The 20,545-nt window shown below is 40.3% G+C and carries 15 protein-coding genes; 4 read left to right on the forward strand and 11 right to left on the reverse strand.

Translation table 11 applies throughout. The features are described 5' to 3' along the window. Positions 1 to 103 precede the first annotated feature (103 nt). From murB to JET18_RS02280, 3 genes are read right to left on the reverse strand one after another with little or no spacing between them, the layout of a single operon-like run. The gene (murB, locus tag JET18_RS02270; RefSeq protein ID WP_202089000.1) at positions 104 to 1,117 is read right to left on the reverse strand and encodes a UDP-N-acetylmuramate dehydrogenase; all 1,014 of its coding nucleotides are present in this window, start codon (positions 1,115 to 1,117) and stop codon (positions 104 to 106) included. A gap of 3 nt (positions 1,118 to 1,120) precedes the next feature. Further along, positions 1,121 to 1,609 carry a hypothetical protein gene (locus JET18_RS02275; protein ID WP_228728469.1) on the reverse strand — a complete coding sequence of 163 codons (489 nt, stop codon included), beginning with the start codon at positions 1,607 to 1,609 and terminating at the stop codon, positions 1,121 to 1,123. A gap of 9 nt (positions 1,610 to 1,618) precedes the next feature. After that, positions 1,619 to 2,824: a pyridoxal phosphate-dependent aminotransferase gene (locus JET18_RS02280; RefSeq protein ID WP_202089001.1), complete on the reverse strand. Its 1,206-nt coding sequence runs from the start codon at positions 2,822 to 2,824 to the stop codon at positions 1,619 to 1,621. Between the two features lie 402 nt (positions 2,825 to 3,226). On the opposite strand from JET18_RS02280, the gene JET18_RS02285 reads away from it, so the two are divergent. Then, entirely contained in the window at positions 3,227 to 5,023 is a 1,797-nt protein-coding gene (locus JET18_RS02285) for a T9SS type A sorting domain-containing protein (protein WP_202089002.1), read from the forward strand. 83 nt (positions 5,024 to 5,106) lie between these two features. Here the strand turns inward: JET18_RS02285 and JET18_RS02290 are convergent, their stop codons facing one another. The 4 genes from JET18_RS02290 to JET18_RS02305 form a co-directional block, all read right to left on the reverse strand. Then, on the reverse strand, positions 5,107 to 5,856 hold the full coding sequence (locus tag JET18_RS02290) for a T9SS type A sorting domain-containing protein (RefSeq protein WP_202089003.1): 750 nt from the start codon (positions 5,854 to 5,856) through the stop codon (positions 5,107 to 5,109). Between the two features lie 8 nt (positions 5,857 to 5,864). Next, positions 5,865 to 7,721: an Omp28-related outer membrane protein gene (locus tag JET18_RS02295; protein WP_202089004.1), complete on the reverse strand. Its 1,857-nt coding sequence runs from the start codon at positions 7,719 to 7,721 to the stop codon at positions 5,865 to 5,867. A gap of 134 nt (positions 7,722 to 7,855) precedes the next feature. Continuing rightward, complete coding sequence (locus JET18_RS02300; RefSeq protein ID WP_202089005.1) at positions 7,856 to 9,727, reverse strand: T9SS-dependent choice-of-anchor J family protein; 1,872 nt, start codon at positions 9,725 to 9,727, stop codon at positions 7,856 to 7,858. Positions 9,728 to 9,748: 21 nt separating this feature from the next. Further along, positions 9,749 to 10,807, reverse strand: a complete 1,059-nt coding sequence (locus JET18_RS02305) for an Omp28-related outer membrane protein (RefSeq protein WP_202089006.1) — start codon at positions 10,805 to 10,807, stop codon at positions 9,749 to 9,751. Between the two features lie 201 nt (positions 10,808 to 11,008). Between JET18_RS02305 and JET18_RS02310 the strand changes: the two genes are divergently transcribed. The 3 genes from JET18_RS02310 (at position 11,009) to JET18_RS02320 (ending at position 13,720) form a co-directional block, all read left to right on the forward strand. Next, complete coding sequence (locus tag JET18_RS02310) at positions 11,009 to 11,491, forward strand: TlpA family protein disulfide reductase (protein WP_202089007.1); 483 nt, start codon at positions 11,009 to 11,011, stop codon at positions 11,489 to 11,491. A 37-nt stretch (positions 11,492 to 11,528) separates the two neighbouring features. Continuing rightward, positions 11,529 to 13,154, forward strand: a complete 1,626-nt coding sequence (locus tag JET18_RS02315) for a DUF6029 family protein (RefSeq protein ID WP_228728517.1) — start codon at positions 11,529 to 11,531, stop codon at positions 13,152 to 13,154. Positions 13,155 to 13,264: 110 nt separating this feature from the next. Next, positions 13,265 to 13,720, forward strand: coding sequence for a DUF1801 domain-containing protein (locus JET18_RS02320; protein WP_202089009.1), 456 nt, complete (start codon positions 13,265 to 13,267; stop codon positions 13,718 to 13,720). Positions 13,721 to 13,912: 192 nt separating this feature from the next. On the opposite strand, the gene JET18_RS02325 is transcribed toward JET18_RS02320, so the two are convergent. The 4 genes from JET18_RS02325 to JET18_RS02340 form a co-directional block, all read right to left on the reverse strand. Next, positions 13,913 to 15,172, reverse strand: a complete 1,260-nt coding sequence (locus tag JET18_RS02325) for a TolC family protein (protein ID WP_202089010.1) — start codon at positions 15,170 to 15,172, stop codon at positions 13,913 to 13,915. Further along, entirely contained in the window at positions 15,162 to 18,257 is a 3,096-nt protein-coding gene (locus tag JET18_RS02330; protein WP_202089011.1) for an efflux RND transporter permease subunit, read from the reverse strand. The genes JET18_RS02325 and JET18_RS02330 overlap by 11 nt, the downstream gene beginning before the upstream one ends. A 62-nt stretch (positions 18,258 to 18,319) precedes the next feature. Further along, a complete protein-coding gene (locus tag JET18_RS02335; RefSeq protein WP_202089012.1) occupies positions 18,320 to 19,414 on the reverse strand; it encodes an efflux RND transporter periplasmic adaptor subunit in 1,095 nt (364 codons plus the stop codon). A 65-nt stretch (positions 19,415 to 19,479) separates the two neighbouring features. Then, positions 19,480 to 20,175: an MgtC/SapB family protein gene (locus JET18_RS02340; protein ID WP_034731350.1), complete on the reverse strand. Its 696-nt coding sequence runs from the start codon at positions 20,173 to 20,175 to the stop codon at positions 19,480 to 19,482. Positions 20,176 to 20,545 lie beyond the last annotated feature (370 nt).

Consider the following 20,545-nt stretch of genomic DNA (forward strand, 5'->3'; position numbering starts at 1 on the left):
TTGAAATTTATGACTCTATTAATTATTTATTTAGAATAAATTAAAATAATTGATAAAAGTCAGAAATATAATTGAAAAAAAATTACATAATACCCTGTGTGATTTATATAATATTCACCTCTCTTTCCAGCGTTATTCCGAACTTTTCTTCAACTGAACGGATGATCTCAGTAGAAAAATCAAAGATTTCTTTTCCAGTAGCATTTCCGGTAGCGTTGACGATCACCAGGGCCTGAAGTTTGTGCGATGCCGCATTTCCGATTTGCTTTCCTTTCCATCCGCATTGCTCAATCAGCCATCCTGCAGGTACTTTTACCACATCTCCGTTCGGGTAGCCGGGGATATTTTCAAATTTCTGCTTTAATTCTTCAAACTGAGTTAAAGGAATCGTTGGATTTTTAAAAAAACTTCCTGCATTTCCGATGACATTCGGATCCGGCAGTTTGCTCTGTCTGATATTGATCACTGCTTTCGAAACATCCTGAATGGTTGGGTTTGTAATCCCCAGGTTTTCCAGTTCCGTCTTTATCGCTCCGTATTCTGTTTTGATGTGGTGATTTTTCTTCGTCAGTTTAAAGCTGACTTCCAGGATAACGTATTTTCCTTTTCCTTCCTGCTTGAAAATAGAATCCCTGTAGCCGAAACGACAGTCCTCAAGGCCGAAAATTTTAATTTCAAGATTTTCAAGGTCTAAAACCGTACAGCTGACAAAAATATCTTTGATCTCAGTTCCGTAAGCTCCGATATTCTGCATCGGCGATGTCCCCACATTTCCGGGAATCAGTGAAAGGTTTTCCAGTCCGCCATAATTTTTCTCCAAACTGTACAATACGAGCTCATGCCAGTTTTCTCCTGCTTTTGCAGTAACCAGAACCTCATTTTCACTAAGATCCTCTTCCGAAATTCCTTTTAAGCTGAGCTTAATGGCAAGTCCGTCGAAATTTTTAGTCAGCAGAATATTGCTTCCGCCGCCCAGAAATAAAACGGAAAGATGATGATCTTTTGAATAAAGTACCGCCTTCTTCAGCTCATCAATGGTTTGAACTTCAATAAAATATTTTGCGTTGACATCAACACCGAATGTATTATAAGGTTGTAAGGAAAAATTTTCTTGCATGATTTATCTGTATTCTTTTGGAATAATGAGGGTGAGTTGTTCTTTAAACTGCTTCAGCTGTTGGTAATGCAGGGTGTCTGCATAAGAATTAACGTAAATATGAGCCTTTTTCGGGGTTCTGATCTGAAAAGTTTCGTCGATGCCGTCTACAGACTGTTTACTCGGAGAACTTTGGATCTCATCAAGATCTTTAATGTTGATCGGTGAAATAAGGTACTTCCAGGTGTGGGCACTGATGGCAGAATCCCATTCTTTATGCGTCCGGCGGGCCGTAATGCCAACCTCTGCATGAATGGAGTCTTTTGTAACTTTTATGATTTTATAATCTCCCTCATCACCTCCGATATTAGAAAGGCTGATAAAAGTGATTTCGTTTGGATTTTTGTGAGCAGAAGGTGTCTGATCCTTTTTTCTGTCACAGGAAAATAATGCCGGCAGCAAAAACATTGAAAACAGAAGTTTCAGGGCGTTATTTTTTATTGCCGGCATCATGGTATATTTTTATAGGCTGAATTCTTCTCTGTATGTTTTCAGCGCCTGTTTCAGGATTTCAGCACTTCTCCTAAGATCTGCTTCTTTCAGAACGTAGGCGATTCTTACCTGTTTTTTTCCTAATTCAGGATCACTGTAGAAACCTCCCGCCGGAGCTACCATGATGGTTTCCTTATTAAGCGAATATTTTTCCAAAAGCCATTGTGCAAATTTCTCAGTATCATCCACTGGAAGTTCTGCCACACAATAGAAAGCACCTCTTGGCTTCGGGCAGATTACACCCGGAATCGCGTTCAGAAGATCTACCAGAATATTTCTTCTGTGCGTATATTCTTCTCTAACCGATCTGATGTACGCTCCGTCATTCTGGTGTGCTGCTGTTGCTGCAATCTGGCCCAAAAGAACCGGGCTCAGTCTTGCCTGGGCAAAAAGCATAGCTGCATCGTGTATTTTTTTAGAACGGGTTACCATGCATCCGATTCTTACGCCGCACATAGAATAACGCTTCGATTCTGAATCAATGATAATGCAGTTTTCCTTCAGTTCAGGGAAATCCAGCATGGAAATCTGCTGCTTTCCATCATAAACGTACTCTCTGTACACTTCATCAGAGATCACAACGATGTCATATTTTAAAGCAATTTCAGCAAGTTTCTGAAGTTCTTCACGCGTGTAAAGATATCCGGTAGGGTTACCCGGGTTGCAGATCACAATTGCTCTTGTCTTGTCTGTAATTTTTTTCTCAAATTCTTCGATCGGAGGAAGAGCGAAACCTGTGTCAATCGTAGACGGAACCGCCACTACATGAACATTGAATGTGCTGGTGAAACCATTATAATTCGCATAATAAGGCTCAGGAATGATCACCTCGTCGCCGTCATCACATAAAGTGGAAATTGCAAAGTTCAGGGCTTCAGAACCTCCGTTGGTAACGATGAAGTTATCCGGTGTAAGATCTGCAAATCCTAAAGTGTGATAATACTCCGTAAGAGCTTTTCTGTATTCAATATTACCTTCAGAAAGTGCATACTCCAATACTTTAAGGTCGATGTTTTTTAAAGCATTTAAAGCGGTTTCCGGGGTTTCAATATCAGGCTGCCCGATATTAAGGTGATATACTTTTATTCCCTGTTGTTTTGCTTTTAAAGCATAAGGAACCAGTTTTCTTACCGGGGAAGCCGGCATATGCTGTGCTCTGTTTGAAATATTCGGCATTGTTCAAAAAATTTGTATGGCAAAAATAAGATTTAATTTCTCAATAATAAAATAACCTGTTGCCCATTTTAAGTGCTTTTTAATTGTTTTGAAAATCAGCATATTAAATTTGATTGTTGCCCGCTCTTTGGATGGTCAACATAATCTTTTTTATTTATGCTCGATACTGGCGATTAATTTGTTGAAAATATGACCTGTTTGGGATTGAGTATATGCTAAAATGATTGAATTTGTTAAAATAATACATGAAAATGTGAATAAAATATTTGGTCAGACAATAATTTTTATATATAGTTAAAATATTGATATGCTAATATTATTAACTTATATTTGATTATTTCATAAAAATTTTGATTTTGTATTGTATTTTTTATTAAATTTCAGCGCTAATAAAAAATAATTATGAAAACAAATTTACCATTGAAGGTTTTACCTCTTATGGCCTTTCTTGCGGCATCCACTGTAGGTGCCCAAAATTATCAAACACTGCCGGTTCAGTCCGGATATACGGCAGATGTAATCGCAAACGGTGTTGGAACAGCATTATCATCTACTACGGAAGACGTTGACGGGGTGTCATTTGCTTTTGTAGCCAGAGATTTTCAGCTTACTTCCAGCAGTACACCTCTTAATTACGGGCTTCCCGTAAACGGAACGATTAATTCTGTAGTGGCTTCTACTGCAGGACTGAGTTTCCAGCTTGCTGATCTTTCCGGGAATAATTCCCTGAAAATTGCAAGCAATACGGCCGGAAGTAATTCAGGAACGCTGACGTTTATTACGCCTGTTCCGGCTTTTAAGCTGTACATGCTTGCTACAGGTGGAAGCGGACCGTGCACAGTGAATGTGACGGTTAATTTTACAGATAATACCACGCAGGTGTTTTCCGGAGTAAGTATTTCCGACTGGTATAGCGGATCAAGCTATGCTATCCAGGGAATCGGAAGGATCAACAGGACCAATAATGTTCTGGAACCGAATTCTACCAACCCAAGATTGTATCAGTCTGCTTTGAGTATCGATGTAGCCAATCATACAAAACCCGTTCAGAGTGTTAAGGTTGAAAAAGTGAGCGGTACAGGGATCGCTAACATTTTTGCGTTTTCAGCTGATGCTTATACAGATTGTATAGCGCCTACACTTCAGCCGGTAGGAACGCTTACTTCAACTTCTGCTCAGGTTTCGTGGGCGTTGCCGGGTAGTGTTCAGGCAGCAAGCTATGATATTTATTACAGTACCACCAATACTGCTCCTACGGCAGCCACAACGCCTAATCATCCGGGAGTTACGGGAACTTCATTTACCATTCCGTCTTTATCACCAAGCACAACGTATTATTACTGGGTGAGAAGCAATTGTAATACAGCAACCTCTCAGAGTGGATGGTCAGCAGCCGGAACATTTGCTACATTATGTGGTACCGTGGTTCCTTCATATACCAATAATTTCGACAGTTTCCCGGGAACATGCTGGAGTGGGAACCTTTCCGGAGGTACACCGGCTACAGGACCTACAGGAACAACTTTATATTGGGAATCGGATGGGTTCTTAGGAACGGGATCAGGTGGATCTGCAACGATCAACTTATATTCAACAAACAGAACTGGATGGCTTAAAACTCCGCCTTTTGACCTGTCTGGAGGTACTTATAAAGTAAAATTTGATTATGGCGTAACGGCTTATGCCAATACTACCAGCTCGCCGATGGGTTCTGATGATCTTGTTCAGCTTTTGGTATCCAATGATGGCGGAAGTACATGGACGGTTCTGGAAACATGGAATCAATCCAATGGTCCTTCCAATACATCTACTCAGTATTCATATACATTAACAGGGTATAACAGTGCGAATACGGTATTTGCTTTCTACGGAACAGACGGAACAGTGAACGATGCTCCTGACTATAACTTTTATGTAGATAATTTTACCGTTGAAAGCTCTCAGCTGAGCACTTCAGAAGTAAAAGAAGGAGTGAAGAAAGTATCTGTTCATCCGAATCCGTTCAAAGACGTGCTGTATATTTCAGATGCAAGAGAAGTGAAATCTGCAACGGTGGGAGATGTTTCAGGAAAGGTGGTGAAAACCTTTACAGGAGCAGTGAAAGAACTTGATTTAAGTATGCTGAATACAGGTTTATATTTTGTGACGATCTATTTCAAGGATGGTTCACAATCTACTGTGAAAACGATCAAAAAATAATGCATATTTTTTAATTAATAAAAAAACGGCGGTTATCTCAGATAGCCGCCGTTTTAATTTTATTCCTTAGGAACCTTCATCAGTTAGTCATTTTTAATGATTTTCTTGGAAATGATTTTCCCATGATGATTCTGTAAGGTGATAATATACATTCCCGTGTTTAATGCTGAAGTGTCTACTGCTTCACTTCCGCTTTTTAAATTTCCTTTCAACAATTGGCGTCCTTCCATGTCGTTTATTTGATAGGAGATGTTTTCTTTTGAAATAATGGTCAGCTTTCCTTTAAAAATAGTGGCAGGAACAGCCGCAAATGGTTTCTGTTCTTTTCCTGTTTCTACAGTTGATAAAATTGCATTGGGATTATACCGGTAGGTAATGGTTACCGGTGTTCCGTATTCATTATTAAAATCATCTACCAGATAATACTTTATCGTATAATCTATCGGAAATGTTCCGCTGCCGACATTGGAATTCCACATGTTGTAACCGCTGGAAGGAGTTTCCGAGTTGGCATTGATCGTAATAGCCGGATTGGAATTCGAAGGATAGACAGCATTGGCAGCTACAGATGGCAGGCAGGTATTCAGGTAGCAGAATTGGAAACCGCTTCCTGTTCCATTCTGGATGCTGAGAATTTTAATGCGCACATTAACGGCTGATGAAGAGGTGTTTTTAATTTTATAATGAAGTGTGGCAGTGCTTTCGTCGGTGGTATTGTACGTAAGAACCTGGCCATTGGAAATTGAGGCTCCGTTTTCTTTTACCAAAACCAGCTGTGCCTGGCTGAAATCAGGTATAAAATACAATAAGAGTAAAAAAAAGAATTGTTTCATAGCTTTGATTATTTAATAATTAATTTTTGTGTTTTTGGTTCGGCATCTTTTTCTTTTATTGAAACCAGATAGGTACCCTTAGCCAGATGTTCTATAGAAACAGGGCTGTCCGGTGCTACATTGTTTTTTTCTAAAACAATTCTTCCGGAAGTTTCATAGATTTTCAGATCTGTTTTATAGTCAGATTGAATCTTAATATATTCTGAAGCTGGGTTTGGATATAGAGTAAGATAGTTGGCATTGGTTTCAGAATTGCTTGTTCCAAGAGTTCCCAGTAAGAATGAACGTGCGTTTATAACGGCTCCGGTATCAGCATTCAGCAATAGCAAAACGACCTTCAGTTTACTTGTATTAAAAGTAGTGGGAATAGTAGCTGTAAAAGTGTAATTGACAACTTGTCCATCTGTAACGGACGAAGGGATGGAGCCTGCCACACCTGTGTAACCCCCGATCAGCATTCTGCCAACATTATCATAAGTCATTTGTGAAGCGGGAACCGGGTTGGGAAGGTTTTCATAGCCTCCCATAGGTCCCAGTGAACCTCCTGCAAAATAGTTTCTCTGGGCGTAACTGTTGGTGGTACCTTTTACGCCGTCTTCCACTAAAATTGCGGATAATCTTAAGTTTGCATTACTGATAACAGTTTTAAATGTAGCAGATGCATTAAAGGTCAGTATGTTTCCTGACAATGAAGAAGAAGCATCCAGTCTGGCTGGGACCAGCATATTTTTTCTGAAATTAATATAATTTTGGGTAGTGGTGAGGAATTTCTGTAAGTCTACTCTGTCCGCATGCATTATAGGAAATGCACTAAATGCACTTGCATCATTATACTCACTTACCTGCATAGGATCACTATTGTGTACGGCTATTCCGATGAAGTTCTCGGGATAGTCTACAGTCATCTTATGCATGATCACATGGCCTTGAGGACAGTGGCCGCACCAGGTTCCGGTGCCTTCTTCAATTAATACCTTTTTGGGTGATTGTTCACTCAGACTTCTGAAAACAGTACTTTGGACGTTGTCCGATGGAGTAGAGTCTGCTGAACCGTTAACCTGTGTAATGGTAACGGTTATATTTTTTTCTGCTGCCAGAGCATAGTTCAGATTTACGGGATGGGTAATCGTGGCTTGGTTTCCCGTGGTTAATGGAGGAGTGACGGAAAATGTAGAAATGTGATCATTCAATCCGTCATTCCAGTTGAGGGTTATAGTATTGATACTTTCAAATCCATTGTTTTTTATGGTTGCTTTCAGAGGGTAATTTGTGTTAATCAGTCCATATTCCGGGACAGAAACTGAGGTCAATCCAAGGTCACTAGAAGCGAGGGTTTTCACCTCAATATTATCTATAACCAAAAACAGGCCCTGAGAATTATAATGTCTGAATGAGATAAAAATATTCTGCCCTATAAATGCAGAAAGGTTTATGGATCTATGCTGAACACCGCCCTGTGCAACCTCTTCTGTAAAAACAGGAGTAGATGCTGTGATAGTTCCTGAATTGTTGGAGGTGGTCACATAGATGGAATATTTGTTGTGAGATAATTGCGGAGTAAGTGTTGATGTGGCTAAGTCATATACTAATGCCACATTTGATGCGGTTACAGTTCCTAAGTTAATACCTGGGGAGGTAATAAGGTCATTGGTTATTCCCACATACATATTTGATTTCAATGAACCTGTTCCGAAACTTTGGCTTAGCGCAGAAGCGTTTTCGTTTACCCAATTCTTGGTGTCTCCGTCCAGATCTACGCTTGTCCAGTTATTAAGGCCGGTGGTATTAAAATCCTGGCTGTAATAAGTCTGTGCAAAATGTATTCCTGAAATCAATATACCCATTAGAAATAAAATTTTTTTCATGCTATTGAAATTTAAGGTTAGAAATATTGCGGATCCATCCTGTATCATTTTAAGGTTATCATAATCTTTGTGAACACCCGCTGATTTTTTGAGAAATGAGTCTGGCCGGAAGGGCCAGCCTCATTCTGTAAAGATTATTTAATGATTATTTTTTGTGTTTTTATTTCGGAATCCTTTTCTTTAAGGGAGATGATATAAACTCCTTTAGCAAGATTTTCAACAGAAATCCGGCTGTCAGGGTAAACATTTGATTTTTCCAGAACCAGTTTTCCTGAAGCATCATAAAGCTTTATGTCTACATTTTTATTGGCCTGTACCTTGAAAAATTCTGATGTTGGATTAGGATATACAGTCAGATAATTGTCATTGGTTTCAGAGGTACTTGTTCCCAAAGTACTAAGCAGGAAAGAGCGTGTATTGATCACTTCACCGGTAGTGGCATTCAGGAGAAGCAGTACAGCTTTTACCTTACTTAAATTATAAGTGGTCGGAATGTTGGCTGTAAATGTATAGCTGGCAACCTGTCCGTCTGTAATTGAAGTAGGAACTGAACCTGCCTGTCCTGTGTATCCTCCCAGCAGCATTCTTCCTACATGATCATAGGTCATTTGTGCTGCAGGTACCGGATCGGGTAGGGCTTCATATCCTCCCATGGCTCCATTGCTTCCCCCTGCATAATAATTTTTTTGATTATAATTTGTAGTCGTTCCTTTTACTTCATCTTCCACCAGGACCACGGCGAATCTTAGGTTGACATTGTTCATAACGGTTCTGAATGTAGCTGAAGCATTAAAGGTAAGCGCATTTCCTGCCAATGTAGCAGATGCGTCCAGCTGTGCCGGGGTGATGAGAAGTTTTCTCGTACTCACCTGGGTGGTCATTTCGTTATTGGTTACGCTTTTATTTAAAGCAGCCCGATCTACATTCATAGACGGATATCCGTTGAAATTAGCTCCGGTATTGTACTCACTTACCGCCATTGGGTCGTTGTTGTGTACCCCGATCCCAATAAAATCATTCGGATAATTCGTATCCATATATTTCATAGCAACCGCGCCTCTCGGACACCATCCGCACCAGGTTCCGGTACCTTCTTCAACCAGGACTTTTTTAGGTGAATTCTGGCTTACAGTTCTGAACATGGTATTTTTGCTGTTGTCAGCAGGTGTAGTATCAGTGGCTCCATTTACCTGAGTCACTGTTACGGCCATATTTTTTTCCGTCACGGAGGAATAATTGATCGCGACAGGATGGGTAACGGTGATTTCCTGGCCTGTATTAAGCGGAGAAGATAATGGAATAGTGGAAATATGGTCTGTTGTCCCATCATTCCAATTAAGAGTGATGTTATTAACAGTTTCCGATCCGCCGTTTTTTACCGTTGCTTTAAGCTGGTAATCAGTGCTGATGAGACCGTATTCGGTAAGGGAAACATTTTTCAGGACAATATCTTTGTCAGCAAGAGTTTTTACCTGAATATTATCTACGATTAAATAGTTTTGATCTGTACATTCATAATGTCTGAATGAAATATAAACCTGCTGCCCTATGAAAGCAGTAAGGTTTACCGATCTGTTTTGAAAGCCTCCTGTAGCCACTGTTTCTGTGTAAACAGGAGTCGACGTTATAATTGTTCCTGATACATTGGAAGTAGTAACGTAGATTGAATACTTTTCAGCAGGATAACCGGGTTCCGTCACCAGGTCGTATTGTAGGTAAGCATTGTTCGCGGTGACCAATCCCAAGTTAATCAATGGAGAGGTGATTAAATTATTAGGGGTTATACCCCCTGAAGCGCTTGTCCATGAACGGGATACCAGTGATCCGGCTCCTAAAGCCGTATTTATACTGGATACGTTGGAATTGGCCCACTGTTTGCCATCCCCGTCAAGGTCTGTACCGACCCAGCTGTTGAGCCCAGCCGTATTAAAATCCTGACTGTAATAAGTCTGGGAAAAATGGATCCCTGAAACAAGGATACCCATAAAAAATAAAATTTTTTTCATATTGTTAAAAATTTAAGGTTGTTATAAAAATTCGTAAGTATTATTGGTGTTTATTTTCTCTTCTCTTACATTGAGTACAGTGCCGTTGGAATCCGTAATCATAATAATGATTTTAAGTTTATCCGCATTGTAACCTGCCGGAACCGTATACTGAAAAGCCCTTATGTATTCACTGGACGTAGCCGTCTGCGTATTGGGAATGTTTTCTCCGGTAACGGAAGAGGTCAGTTTACTTCGTAAAACGTTGTGATGGACGTAATTGTAAATGTAACTGCTGCCTCCATAAAGTGAACTGATATAATTTTTCTGATGATGCACCAGCCCGTCCTCTACCAGAAATGCTGCAATTTTAAGATGGGTAAAATCCTCAGTAAACAAAACCGAAGCCTCGGTAGTAAAAGTATTCCCGGAACCTGAGGTTTTCATTTTAATTCCGATTTTACTGAAAGCGCTCAATTGTCCCAAGGGTAAAGACATATCTGTATAATTGGAATCATAAGGCCATACTGTATTTCTGTTGATAAACATAGCCGGCCATTCGGTAACGTTTTTTAAAGTTTCCATTTCCGTGCCCGTATCATTGGACCAGGGATCAGTGGTGCCTGCAGGTCCATGGATTCCTATAAAAACAAAATCTTCGGTCTGGTGGGCAAGATTGTCATGTCTTGCCAGCGCTATGGTACAGTAGCCGCACCACGTCCCTGTAAAATCTTCGTACAGGATTCTGTGTTTAAAACTTATTCCGCTGCTTACAACAGCTTTTACAGAGATGGGGTTGATGGGTAAATCCCTATATTCAGCTCTTACGGTGTAGCTGCCTTTCTCAGTAGGAGTAAAGGTGTTTCCCGAAATCATTTGATTGTTGATATAAATCAGACTTTGTGAGGTCACATCATTCGTAAGATTATCTTTCACCTTAAAAACAAATGTTTTCCCTACTAACTTTTCATTTCCGCCGTCAGCAGTTACCGTCAGATAGGTCACTTCAGCGTTACCCTCATCACTTGCTGAGCCCTGGCACGCCGACAGAACGAAAAAAACAAGTATGCCATGGATAAGAAATATTAAGCTTTTTTTCATATTGTTTTCAAAATATTCAGTTAAAAATCGGTTCTCTAAAATGTTATCAAATTCATTGGGCAAATCAATTGATATTTTACTTAATTATTTTATTGAATTTATAATAAAATTATACTTTCTTTGTGTTTATTATTGCAAATATATAATAATAATTAACATATCATTAGTTTTTAATCTGTATGTTTGTAAAAAAAATATTACATGATGAGAAAAATACTATCCCTGGTTCTGGTTTTGTTCCTCCATTTTTTCTATGCTCAGAAAGTACCCAATGTATCCGTCATTAATCTCAATAATGAAAAGGTAAATGTTTCAGAAATAGATTCCTCAAGTCCTGTTGTGCTTACATTTTGGGCGACATGGTGTCTGCCGTGTATGGAAGAGCTTAATACCATCAATGAAAAATACGAAGACTGGCAGAAGGAGGCCCGGTTTACAATATATGCAGTGTCTACAGATGATGCCCGCACAGCATCAAAAGTGAAAACAGTGGTTAAAAGCAAAGGATGGCCCTATACCATACTCCTGGATTCCAATCAGACTCTGAAAAGAGCACTCAATGTGAACAGTATTCCTTATTTAGTTCTTCTCCATAAAGGAAAAATAGTGTATTCTCATGTAGGATATTCCTCTGGTGACGAGGACGAGCTGATCGCGAAAATTAAAGACTGTTATAAAAATTAATCTTTTGGAAATGGTGAATAAATTAATGATCAGTACGATGTTCCTTTTCAGTACTCAATTTTTTTGTCAGCTAACTGTAAATTTAGAATCTAACTCCCAATACTATATAGATGATGATAAGATAAAATTGTCCGAAGCAGAAGCATCGCACAGGTTCAGATCCAATAATTATCTGAATATGAATTATAAACTAAAAAATTTCACATTCGGAGCCCAGCTGGAATCTTATGAACCTAAGGCTTTACTGAATTATTCTCCGGCTTTTAAAGAAACCAATCTGGCAACATATTCCATCAATTATAATAACGAGAAGGCTGGAATTGATGTTACTTTAGGCCACTTTTACGAACAGTTCGGAAGTGGTTTGGCATTACGTCTCTGGGAAGATAAACAGCTTGGAATCGCCAATTCCCTGCTTGGCGGAAAAATAAAATATACTGATCCTGATCAGATTATAACACTTAAGGCGCTGGCCGGGAAGCAAAGGTCAGGATTTACACTTACCGATGGATTTATTGGCGGCCTGGATGCTGAACTTAAGCTTGATTCTCTGATGAAAATCAAAAATCTCCGGTCTGCTATTGGGTTAAGCTATGTAAACAAATATGAGAATAACAGGGAAAATGCTCTGTCTCCAAAAAATGTTGAGGTGTACGCCTCACGTCTTAAAATGGAGTATTCCAAATTTGCCATGGAATTTGAATACCTGTACAAAACTAAAGACAACATAAAACAGGTTACCGTTTTGGATCCGAATAATACCTTTTCGGGAAATGCCTACTACCTCAATCTTTCATATGCTGCGGACCGGTTTGGAATTATCGCCAATCTCCGGAGGCTGGAAAATTTCAATCTATATTCCCAGCGCGACCAGATTGGGAATATTTACCATAATGCGGTTCTGGATTATTTACCGGCCCTTACAAAACAGTATGATTACAGTCTTGCCAATATCTATGTGTATCAGGCACAGCCAAGGCTTTCTTTTCTGCCTCAGAAAAAATCAGGGGAGATAGGTTCCCAGTTCGATATTTTTTATAAAATCAGGAAAAGAACATTTCTCGGAGGCAAATACGGTGTGGACCTGTCACTGAATATTTCCAACTGGTATGGGCTCAAAGGAACCTATCGTAATTATATCAATGATAATAATAATTACAAAACAGATTTTTTGAAGCTCGGAGAGAAGTATTATGCCGATCAGAGCATAGATATAAGAACTAAGCTTAAGGACAGCTGGAAGATTGCTTTTGTTTTCATCAACCAGTATTACAACACCTACAGAACAGAAGAAACCGTAGGTGAGGTGAAAGCAAAAACAGTAGTTCTGGATAATATCTATAAATTTTCAAAAAGCTCTGTGAAACTGGAACTCCAGCATCAGTGGGCAGACAGTTACCACGGAAATTGGGCGGCCTGTCTGGCTGAATATAATTTTAAAAAGAACTGGTCCGTTTTCATCAATGACCTTTATAACTATGGTAATCCGGATAAAGAAAAACAATTGCATTATTACACCGGCGGTCTGGTATTCAGAAAAAACAGTTTCAGGGTTCAGGCTTCATACGGAAGACAGCGCGGAGGATTGCTGTGTGTGGGTGGTGTCTGTAGATTTGTACCGGAAAGTGCCGGTTTATCCCTTGGGGTAAGTGCAAGTTATTAAACATTTGTTTAGAAGTTAGGATTGAATAAGAAATATAAAAATTGTATTCTGTCCCATTGAATGTATTGTAAATTTTATTAATTTGGAAGATCATAAAAACTTAACCGAATATGCAAATTCCAGCCGACTCTGTAGCCGATTATATCTCAAAAATTCCTGAAGAAAGACAGGAAGTATTCAAAAAACTATTTGATACGATCAATGACAATCTTCCGAAAGGTTTTCAGGAGGCGGTCAGTTATGGAATGGTAGGGTGGGATGTTCCCCTGGAAACCTATCCTGCAGGCTACCACTGTACGCCGGGATTGCCATTGCCTTTTATGGGGCTTGCTTCCCAAAAGAATTTTATAGCACTTTATCATATGGGCATCTATGCAGATCCCAAATTACTGGAGTGGTTTGTTGCTGAATATCCGAAGCACTCAAAACGGAAGCTGGATATGGGAAAATCCTGTGTCCGTTTCAAAAAAATGGATGATATTCCTTTTGAACTCATCGCTGAGGTCAGCCAAAAAATGACAGTACAAGATTGGATCAGTATTTATGAAAGCCAGCTTAAAAAGTAAAGGAGTCCATTTCAAAAAAGAAACAGACCCTTCACTTATTTCATGACGACTATCATTCTTGAAGACAAATATTTCTGGGGGCTGAGGCTCTCGAAGCCCCCATTCCTGTTAAATTTTTTCAACATAAATATTCACAATCATCTGTGTAAATCTGCGAAATCCGAGGTTAAAAAAAATACGTAATCATTAACCTCAGAAATCAATATCCCAAATCCCAGTTTTCCTTTCCAGTTCCACAAGCGCAACCGCGTTCTCAGCTAACGTTTCAATATAACGCAGCCTGATATCATTATACGTTCTCTGCGCATTCAGAACTTCCAGAATAGAACTTTCACCTCGCTGATAGCTGTAGCTGATACCTTCCAGAACATTTTTCGCCTCTGAAAGCATTCCATTATCAAACTGTTTCAGCTGCTTCTGTGTTGCAAGATACTGCTGATAAGTCTGCATAACCTCTGTTCGGACACTGTTTTCAATCTGTTTGTATTCTGTTTCCGCCTGCATGCGTCCCATTTCCGCTATTTTCAGATCCGCATTTCTACGGTTCGAAAACTTCAAAGGAATACTCGTTCCCAGTTTTACAGCATTCACAGCAGGTGAAGGAGCAATTTCATTCGTTGCCCATGTATGATGCTCTGCACCTAAGCTTAATCCTAAATCGATGACACGGTTCGCTTTTTCAAGCTTAACTAAACTTGCGGCCGTATTTATATTTTGTTTTGAGGCGAGTAGGTCTGTTCTGTTACTGACAGCTTCAGTAACCAGATCATCAGGATTGAAATCTCTGTTAAAAGCTTTGAAATCTCCGTTGATACTTTTTTCTTCCAAATCTTTTCCTAAGAATATGGAAAGTGCAGAGAAAGCTTGTCTGCTGCTGCTTTCTGCCATATAGAGATCATTAAGTAAAGAAGAAGCTTCCAGTCTGCTTTGTTTGGATGTGACTTGAGAAATAGCTCCCAGTTTGTACCGGATACTGTCGGATTGGGCAAGCTGCTGCATACTGAGATAAGAATCTTTCTGAACGTCCACCAAAGCTTTTGTTTTTAAAGCTTCAATATATCCGAGAGAAGCATCGGCTACGAGGTTTCTCAAAAAGTCCTGAAGCAGAAGTTTGGTGTATTCAGCCTGATTTTTTGCCGTTTCTATCCTGGCTTTTCTTTTTCTGCCAAGTTCAAGCGTCCAGCTCAATGAAGTTCCGATGGTGTAGCCCATCTTTTTTGAAACTCCGTTATCCGAGGTTTCCATTTCAAGCTGAGGATCAGGGAAAATGCTTGCCGTCAGGATGGAAGCTTCGGCCATGCTCACGTTGTATTTCTGGGCAGCATAGCTTAAATTTTTTTCCCTGACTTCATTTAGATAAGTGGAGAAATTTAAAGTTTCCTTTTCCTGGGCTTTCAGTGCAATTGGAAATAACAGGCCTAATGATATAATTAATGTGATTTTAGCTTTCATCTGATGTTAATTTAGGTTGGTCAAAACGATATTCTGCGAGATAATAGATCGCCGGCAGGATAAATAAAGTAAGGAGTGTTGAGAACATAAGACCGTATACGATCACTGTAGCTAAAGGTCTCTGCACATCGGAGCCAATTCCTGTAGCTAATGAAGCCGGGAATAATCCTATGACAGCCACCGAAGCAGTCATCAGTACAGGTCTGAAACGGTCTTCCGCTCCTTTGATCACGGATGTTTTTAAATTCAGTCCCTGTTTTCTGAGCGTATTGATATGCGAGACCATAATCACTCCATTCTGTACCGCCACACCAAACAATGCAATAAAACCTACTGCTGAAGAAACATTCAAAGTCATCCCGCGTACATTCAGCGCAAGCATACCTCCGAATAATGCCAGTGGAATAATACTCATCAGAACAAGTGCCTGTCTGAAACTTCCGAATGCTCCGTAAAGCAGTAAGAACATCACAGCCAAAGCCAGCGGAACGATGAAGGCCAGACGGGAGTAGGCTCTGTTTTTATTTTCAAACTGTCCGCCCCATTTGATCTGGTATTTCTGATGATCATAGCGGATATCTTTTTCAATGGTATCCTGTGCCTCCTTCAAAAAAGAAGATAAATCACGGTCCCTTAAATTCAGCTTAACCGTAAGATGTCTCTTATTCATTTCTCTGGTAATCGTACTTTCTCCTGTGCTTAATTTAATTTCAGCCACTTGTGAAAGCGGGATTTTGGCTCCTGAAGCCGAAGTCAGCATAAGATTTCCAACCTTATCCGGAGTATTCCGGCTGTCTTCTGCATACCGGCACGAAATATCATAGACTTTATTGCCGATAAAGATTTGTGAAATCGCTTTTCCACCCAGAGCGGTTTCGATGAGGTCGGCTACATCGGAGACATTCAGTCCGTACTGTGCAATTTTATCCCGGTCTGCAATGATTTGGAGCTGAGGAAGGGGTGGTTCCTGATCGATAGCGAGATCGGCAGAACCCGGAATCTTTTTTAAAGTGGCAAGGATCTGTTCGGCAATTTTTCTGGTTCCGCCAAAATCATCACCGTATACTTTTACCACCAGTTCACTGTGGGCTCCGGAAATTTTATCCATCACTCCATCAATCATGGGTTGGGAAAATCCGACGGAAAATCCCGGCATATTTTTATAATCATCCGCCAGTTCTTTGATCAGATCGGCTTTCGTTTTTCCTGATGCCCATTCTTTGTAAGGCTTTATTCCGACAGAAACTTCAAAATGGGAAGCGGTCCACGGGTCTGTTCCGTCATCATTTCTTCCAGCCTGTACCATCACATAAGTCACTTCGGAATGTTTCATGGTCTGGGTACGTAAAGAATCACTCATTTCCTTCGCTTTGTCTAATGAAATTCCGGGTGGAAGCTGTACCTGAAGCCAGATAGATCCTTCATCCAGTTCCGGCAGGAAATCTTTACCCACCATAAAAGAAAGGAGACCTGCGGAAAACAATATGACACCTGCGGGAATCAGCATTTTTTTAGGAGCTTTGATGATTCTTTCGATTCTTTTACCATACAGACTGCTTATTTTTTCAAGCCATCGGTTATGAAAAATTTTCTGTGGTTTTTTATAGATGACGTAAGCCAGTCCGGGAATTAAGATCAGTGCTGCGGCCAATGCTCCCAACAATGCGTACCCGATGGTAAAAGCCATAGGAGTGAAGAGTTTTTTCTCGACGCGTTCAAAAGCAAACAGCGGAAGATAAGCGGTGATGATAATGACAGTCGAAAAGAAAATAGGTTTTGCAATTTCTGTCGCTCTCTGAATGATGGTTTTTTCTTGCAGTTCCTGTTCGGGATGATCTTCTCTCTTTTTTAAAATCACTTCCAGCATCACAATGGATCCGTCTACAATAATTCCAAAATCTATCGCACCTAATGACAAAAGATTAGCCGGAATATGAGTAAAATACATCAGAATAAATGCAATCAGTAACGACAGCGGAATCGTAATAGCTACAAGTAATGCGCCTCTCCAGCTTCCCAGAAATACAATCAGGATAATAATGACCAGAACAATTCCCTCCGTTAAAGTATGGGTAACTGTAGTCAAAGTTGTATTCACGAGATCGGTACGGTCCAGATAAGCATGAATTTTTACGCCTGCCGGAAGAGTATGGGTGTTCAGTTCCTCAATAGCGTGATGAACATCTTTTAAAACAACGGAAGGATTCTGCCCTTTTAACAGCAATACAATTCCTCCCGTACTTTCGTTATAATTACGGTTTCTGTCTGTATACCCTAGAATTCCTTTTCGTTCAAGATTGCCATATTTCAAAGTTCCTACATCATTCAGGAATACAGGAACTCCTTTTTCTGTTTTAATGACAATTTTCCCCAAGTCATTTAAATCTTTGATGAGCCCGATTCCTCGTACCACATAAGCAAGGTCACCTCTCGGGAGCATACTTCCTCCAGCGTTGCTGTTGTTTTTCGTGATGGTTTCTGTGACTTCAGATAGAGACAATCCATACTGATCCAGTTTTTGAGGATTCAATTCGATCTGAAACTGGGTGGTGATTCCGCCAAAATTTGTCACATCCGCAATACCTGTCACCTGTTTGATTCTTGGGATAATGACAAAATTCTGCAGATCGGTAAGTTCTCTCAGACTTTGCCCGTTACCTTCAATGATGTAGCGGTAGATTTCGCCCACAGGAGAGGTCAATGGATCTAAGCCTGGCTGTGCGTTATAGGGAAGTTCTGCTTCTGATAATCTTTCCTGAATACGCTGTCTTGCCCAGTAATCATCTACACCATCATCAAAAACCATCGTGATGATAGACAGTCCGAAGGTGCTTTTGCTTCTCATAATGTGCATTCCCGGAAGACCGTTCAGAGATCTTTCCAGAGGAATGGTGATCTGTTGTTCAATTTCTTCAGCAGCGAGTCCGGGAACCTGGGTCACCACCTGTGATGTCGTGTCTGCAATATCCGGATAGGCTTCCACGGAGAGTTTAGTCCATGAATAATATCCGAAAATTCCTAATAGTAAGAAGAGGGCAAGCATCAGCCATCTCTTCTGTATGGAGAGTGTGAGTAATTTTTTCATAAGAGTAATTGAATGTCAGGAAGCCGTTTGCTATGCGAGAGTTTTCTGACTTTTAAAGGTTATTATTGGGTATCCAGCATATAAATTCCGCCCTGAGTCATGATGATATCTCCCGGTTTAAGTCCTGAATTGATTCTTACTGTTTTTTCAGAAGTATTACCGGGAACAACGATACGTTTTATAAATTCCTGCTTGCCGGATTGTATCCAGACATACTGACGGTCTCCCTGCTGCATCAGAGCACCGGAAGGAATCACCACTGCTTTTTCTGTTCCGGCAGAATACGTAACGGCTGCGTACATTCCGGGTTTTAATTTTCTTTGCGGATTGTCACATTGAATCAGGACTTTAATACTTCGGGTATCTTCATCTACCAGTTCACTGATATGATACACTTTTCCGGTGATCTCCATATCCGGATAGGTATTGACTTTCACCGATACAGGATCTCCCGGACTGATAAAACGGATGTCTTTCTCTTTCACAGCACCGCTAATCCATACTTTTGAAAGTTCAGCGATAATCACCACCGGTTCCGAGTCTTCTTTTAAATACTGTCCGGTGACGATTTTGTTGGAAATAATTTCTCCGCTGATCGGAGCTTTTATAATGTAGGTTCCTCCCGAACTCTTGCTGTTATAGGCATTCAATGTTGATGAAGCATTGGATAGGGATGTCTTTTTGTTTTTATACTCGGTTTCTGCCTCTTCCAGTTCTTTTTGAATGCCCACGCCATGTTTCACAAGATCCTGCTGACGTTTGTAATTTTTTTCCGCCAGTCTCACATCATTCAACGCATCGGAATAATCTTTCTGAACCGAAGAATATCCGGGAGCAAGGATTTCAAAAACCGGACTTCCTGCATTGACGTGCTGTCCAATACTGACAAAGGATCTGATGACCCTTCCCGAAAACGGACTCGCTATTTCCGCATAATTATTAGGAATGGTTTCTATGGTTCCGGCTGAGGTAATGCTGTTGCCGGACTCTTGCTCAGTCACCGTTTCTGTAGTAATTTTTTTTAAGACAGGATCATTGTTCATGATGGTAACACGGTTTCCCTGAATGTGGAAGGTTTCTTTTGGTTGAGGTTCTTCTTTTTTACCACTGCAGGAAATGATAAGAGCAAGAACAGGAGAGAAGATCAGTATTTTCATAAAGCATATATTTAGAGGTCGTTGTTCTTTGTTTAGATGGATCATTTTACATTGATTTTTTAGGTTTATAAATCGCTTTCGGTTCCGATGATTTCCCAGCTTACCCTTGTGATTTTATCTTCCAGGGTGAGTCTGCTCACTGCCTTTTCTATAATATTATCCTGTGGGGAAGCGGAATACACTTCGGCGGAAATAATAATGTTTTCAGGCGTATCTGTATCGTCGCTGGTAAGGGATTTGAGCAAGATCTGATCGGTGGAATTGAATGACTGCATCAGTAAAACTCTTGCATGGTTTTCAATTTCCGTTCTGCATTTAATCGTGATAAGGTATTCGGAAGTGCTGGTGCGGATGGTTTTGGAGCCTAATGTTTTTCCCAGCGGACGTAATATAGTATGCGTTAAAATAATAAGTCCGGCAGTCATTCCTGCCTCGGTAACAAATCCCAAAGCAGCCAGTGAGCCTACAGAGGCAGAACACCAGATGGTAGCAGCGGTATTCAGTCCGCGTACGGTAAGTCCGTCCTTCATGATGACGCCACCACCGAGAAAGCCAATGCCGCTCACAATATAGGAAGCTATTCTTCCCGTAGCATCACCCCCGATTCTGAGGGATAGTAAAACAAATGCTGCCGATCCCAGACATACCAGAGTATTTGTTCTGAGGCCCGCACTTTTCTGATGCCACTGTCTTTCAAAACCGATGGAGGCACCCAAAATAAGAGCGGTCAGTAAGCGTGTACCAAATTCTAATGTATTCATAACTTTTTCTTTTTTGCAGGCCTTTTTCAGGCACACGGAAAAAGTATGCTCAGAAAAGCCTTAATGTTGATAATAACTGGCAGGATCTGTGTCCATAGTTTGAATTATTTTGCTGCAAAAGTAGAAATAACGGCTGTGGCAGGCCGTTAGAGATGTTTTAGAATGTTATTAGAATTCTATTAGAGAGGTTAGAAGTTGGAGAGTATTAGGGTTTGAGGGTTTTAGAGTTGGAGTGTTTTAGAGTTTGAGAGTCGGAGAGTGTATGAAAGTGGAATTTAGTTGGTGGTTCGGAACTCGTATCCCGCATCCCGAAACCTTTATAAGTTAATCTGAATTTCTAGTTTACCACGATTTTGTCTGAAATCTGGTA

The organism is Chryseobacterium endalhagicum (assembly GCF_016745235.1).
GTDB lineage: Bacteria > Bacteroidota > Bacteroidia > Flavobacteriales > Weeksellaceae > Chryseobacterium > Chryseobacterium endalhagicum.

What these genes read in the sequence shown, in the direction of transcription:
- murB (WP_202089000.1), bottom strand. Translation starts at nt 1,117, where the DNA reads ATGCAAGAAAATTTTTCCTTACAACCTTATAATACATTCGGTGTTGAT.
- JET18_RS02275 (WP_228728469.1), bottom strand. Translation starts at nt 1,609, where the DNA reads ATGATGCCGGCAATAAAAAATAACGCCCTGAAACTTCTGTTTTCAATG.
- JET18_RS02280 (WP_202089001.1), bottom strand. Translation starts at nt 2,824, where the DNA reads ATGCCGAATATTTCAAACAGAGCACAGCATATGCCGGCTTCCCCGGTA.
- JET18_RS02285 (WP_202089002.1), top strand. Translation starts at nt 3,227, where the DNA reads ATGAAAACAAATTTACCATTGAAGGTTTTACCTCTTATGGCCTTTCTT.
- JET18_RS02290 (WP_202089003.1), bottom strand. Translation starts at nt 5,856, where the DNA reads ATGAAACAATTCTTTTTTTTACTCTTATTGTATTTTATACCTGATTTC.
- JET18_RS02295 (WP_202089004.1), bottom strand. Translation starts at nt 7,721, where the DNA reads ATGAAAAAAATTTTATTTCTAATGGGTATATTGATTTCAGGAATACAT.
- JET18_RS02300 (WP_202089005.1), bottom strand. Translation starts at nt 9,727, where the DNA reads ATGAAAAAAATTTTATTTTTTATGGGTATCCTTGTTTCAGGGATCCAT.
- JET18_RS02305 (WP_202089006.1), bottom strand. Translation starts at nt 10,807, where the DNA reads ATGAAAAAAAGCTTAATATTTCTTATCCATGGCATACTTGTTTTTTTC.
- JET18_RS02310 (WP_202089007.1), top strand. Translation starts at nt 11,009, where the DNA reads ATGATGAGAAAAATACTATCCCTGGTTCTGGTTTTGTTCCTCCATTTT.
- JET18_RS02315 (WP_228728517.1), top strand. Translation starts at nt 11,529, where the DNA reads ATGTTCCTTTTCAGTACTCAATTTTTTTGTCAGCTAACTGTAAATTTA.
- JET18_RS02320 (WP_202089009.1), top strand. Translation starts at nt 13,265, where the DNA reads ATGCAAATTCCAGCCGACTCTGTAGCCGATTATATCTCAAAAATTCCT.
- JET18_RS02325 (WP_202089010.1), bottom strand. Translation starts at nt 15,172, where the DNA reads ATGAAAGCTAAAATCACATTAATTATATCATTAGGCCTGTTATTTCCA.
- JET18_RS02330 (WP_202089011.1), bottom strand. Translation starts at nt 18,257, where the DNA reads ATGAAAAAATTACTCACACTCTCCATACAGAAGAGATGGCTGATGCTT.
- JET18_RS02335 (WP_202089012.1), bottom strand. Translation starts at nt 19,414, where the DNA reads ATGAAAATACTGATCTTCTCTCCTGTTCTTGCTCTTATCATTTCCTGC.
- JET18_RS02340 (WP_034731350.1), bottom strand. Translation starts at nt 20,175, where the DNA reads ATGAATACATTAGAATTTGGTACACGCTTACTGACCGCTCTTATTTTG.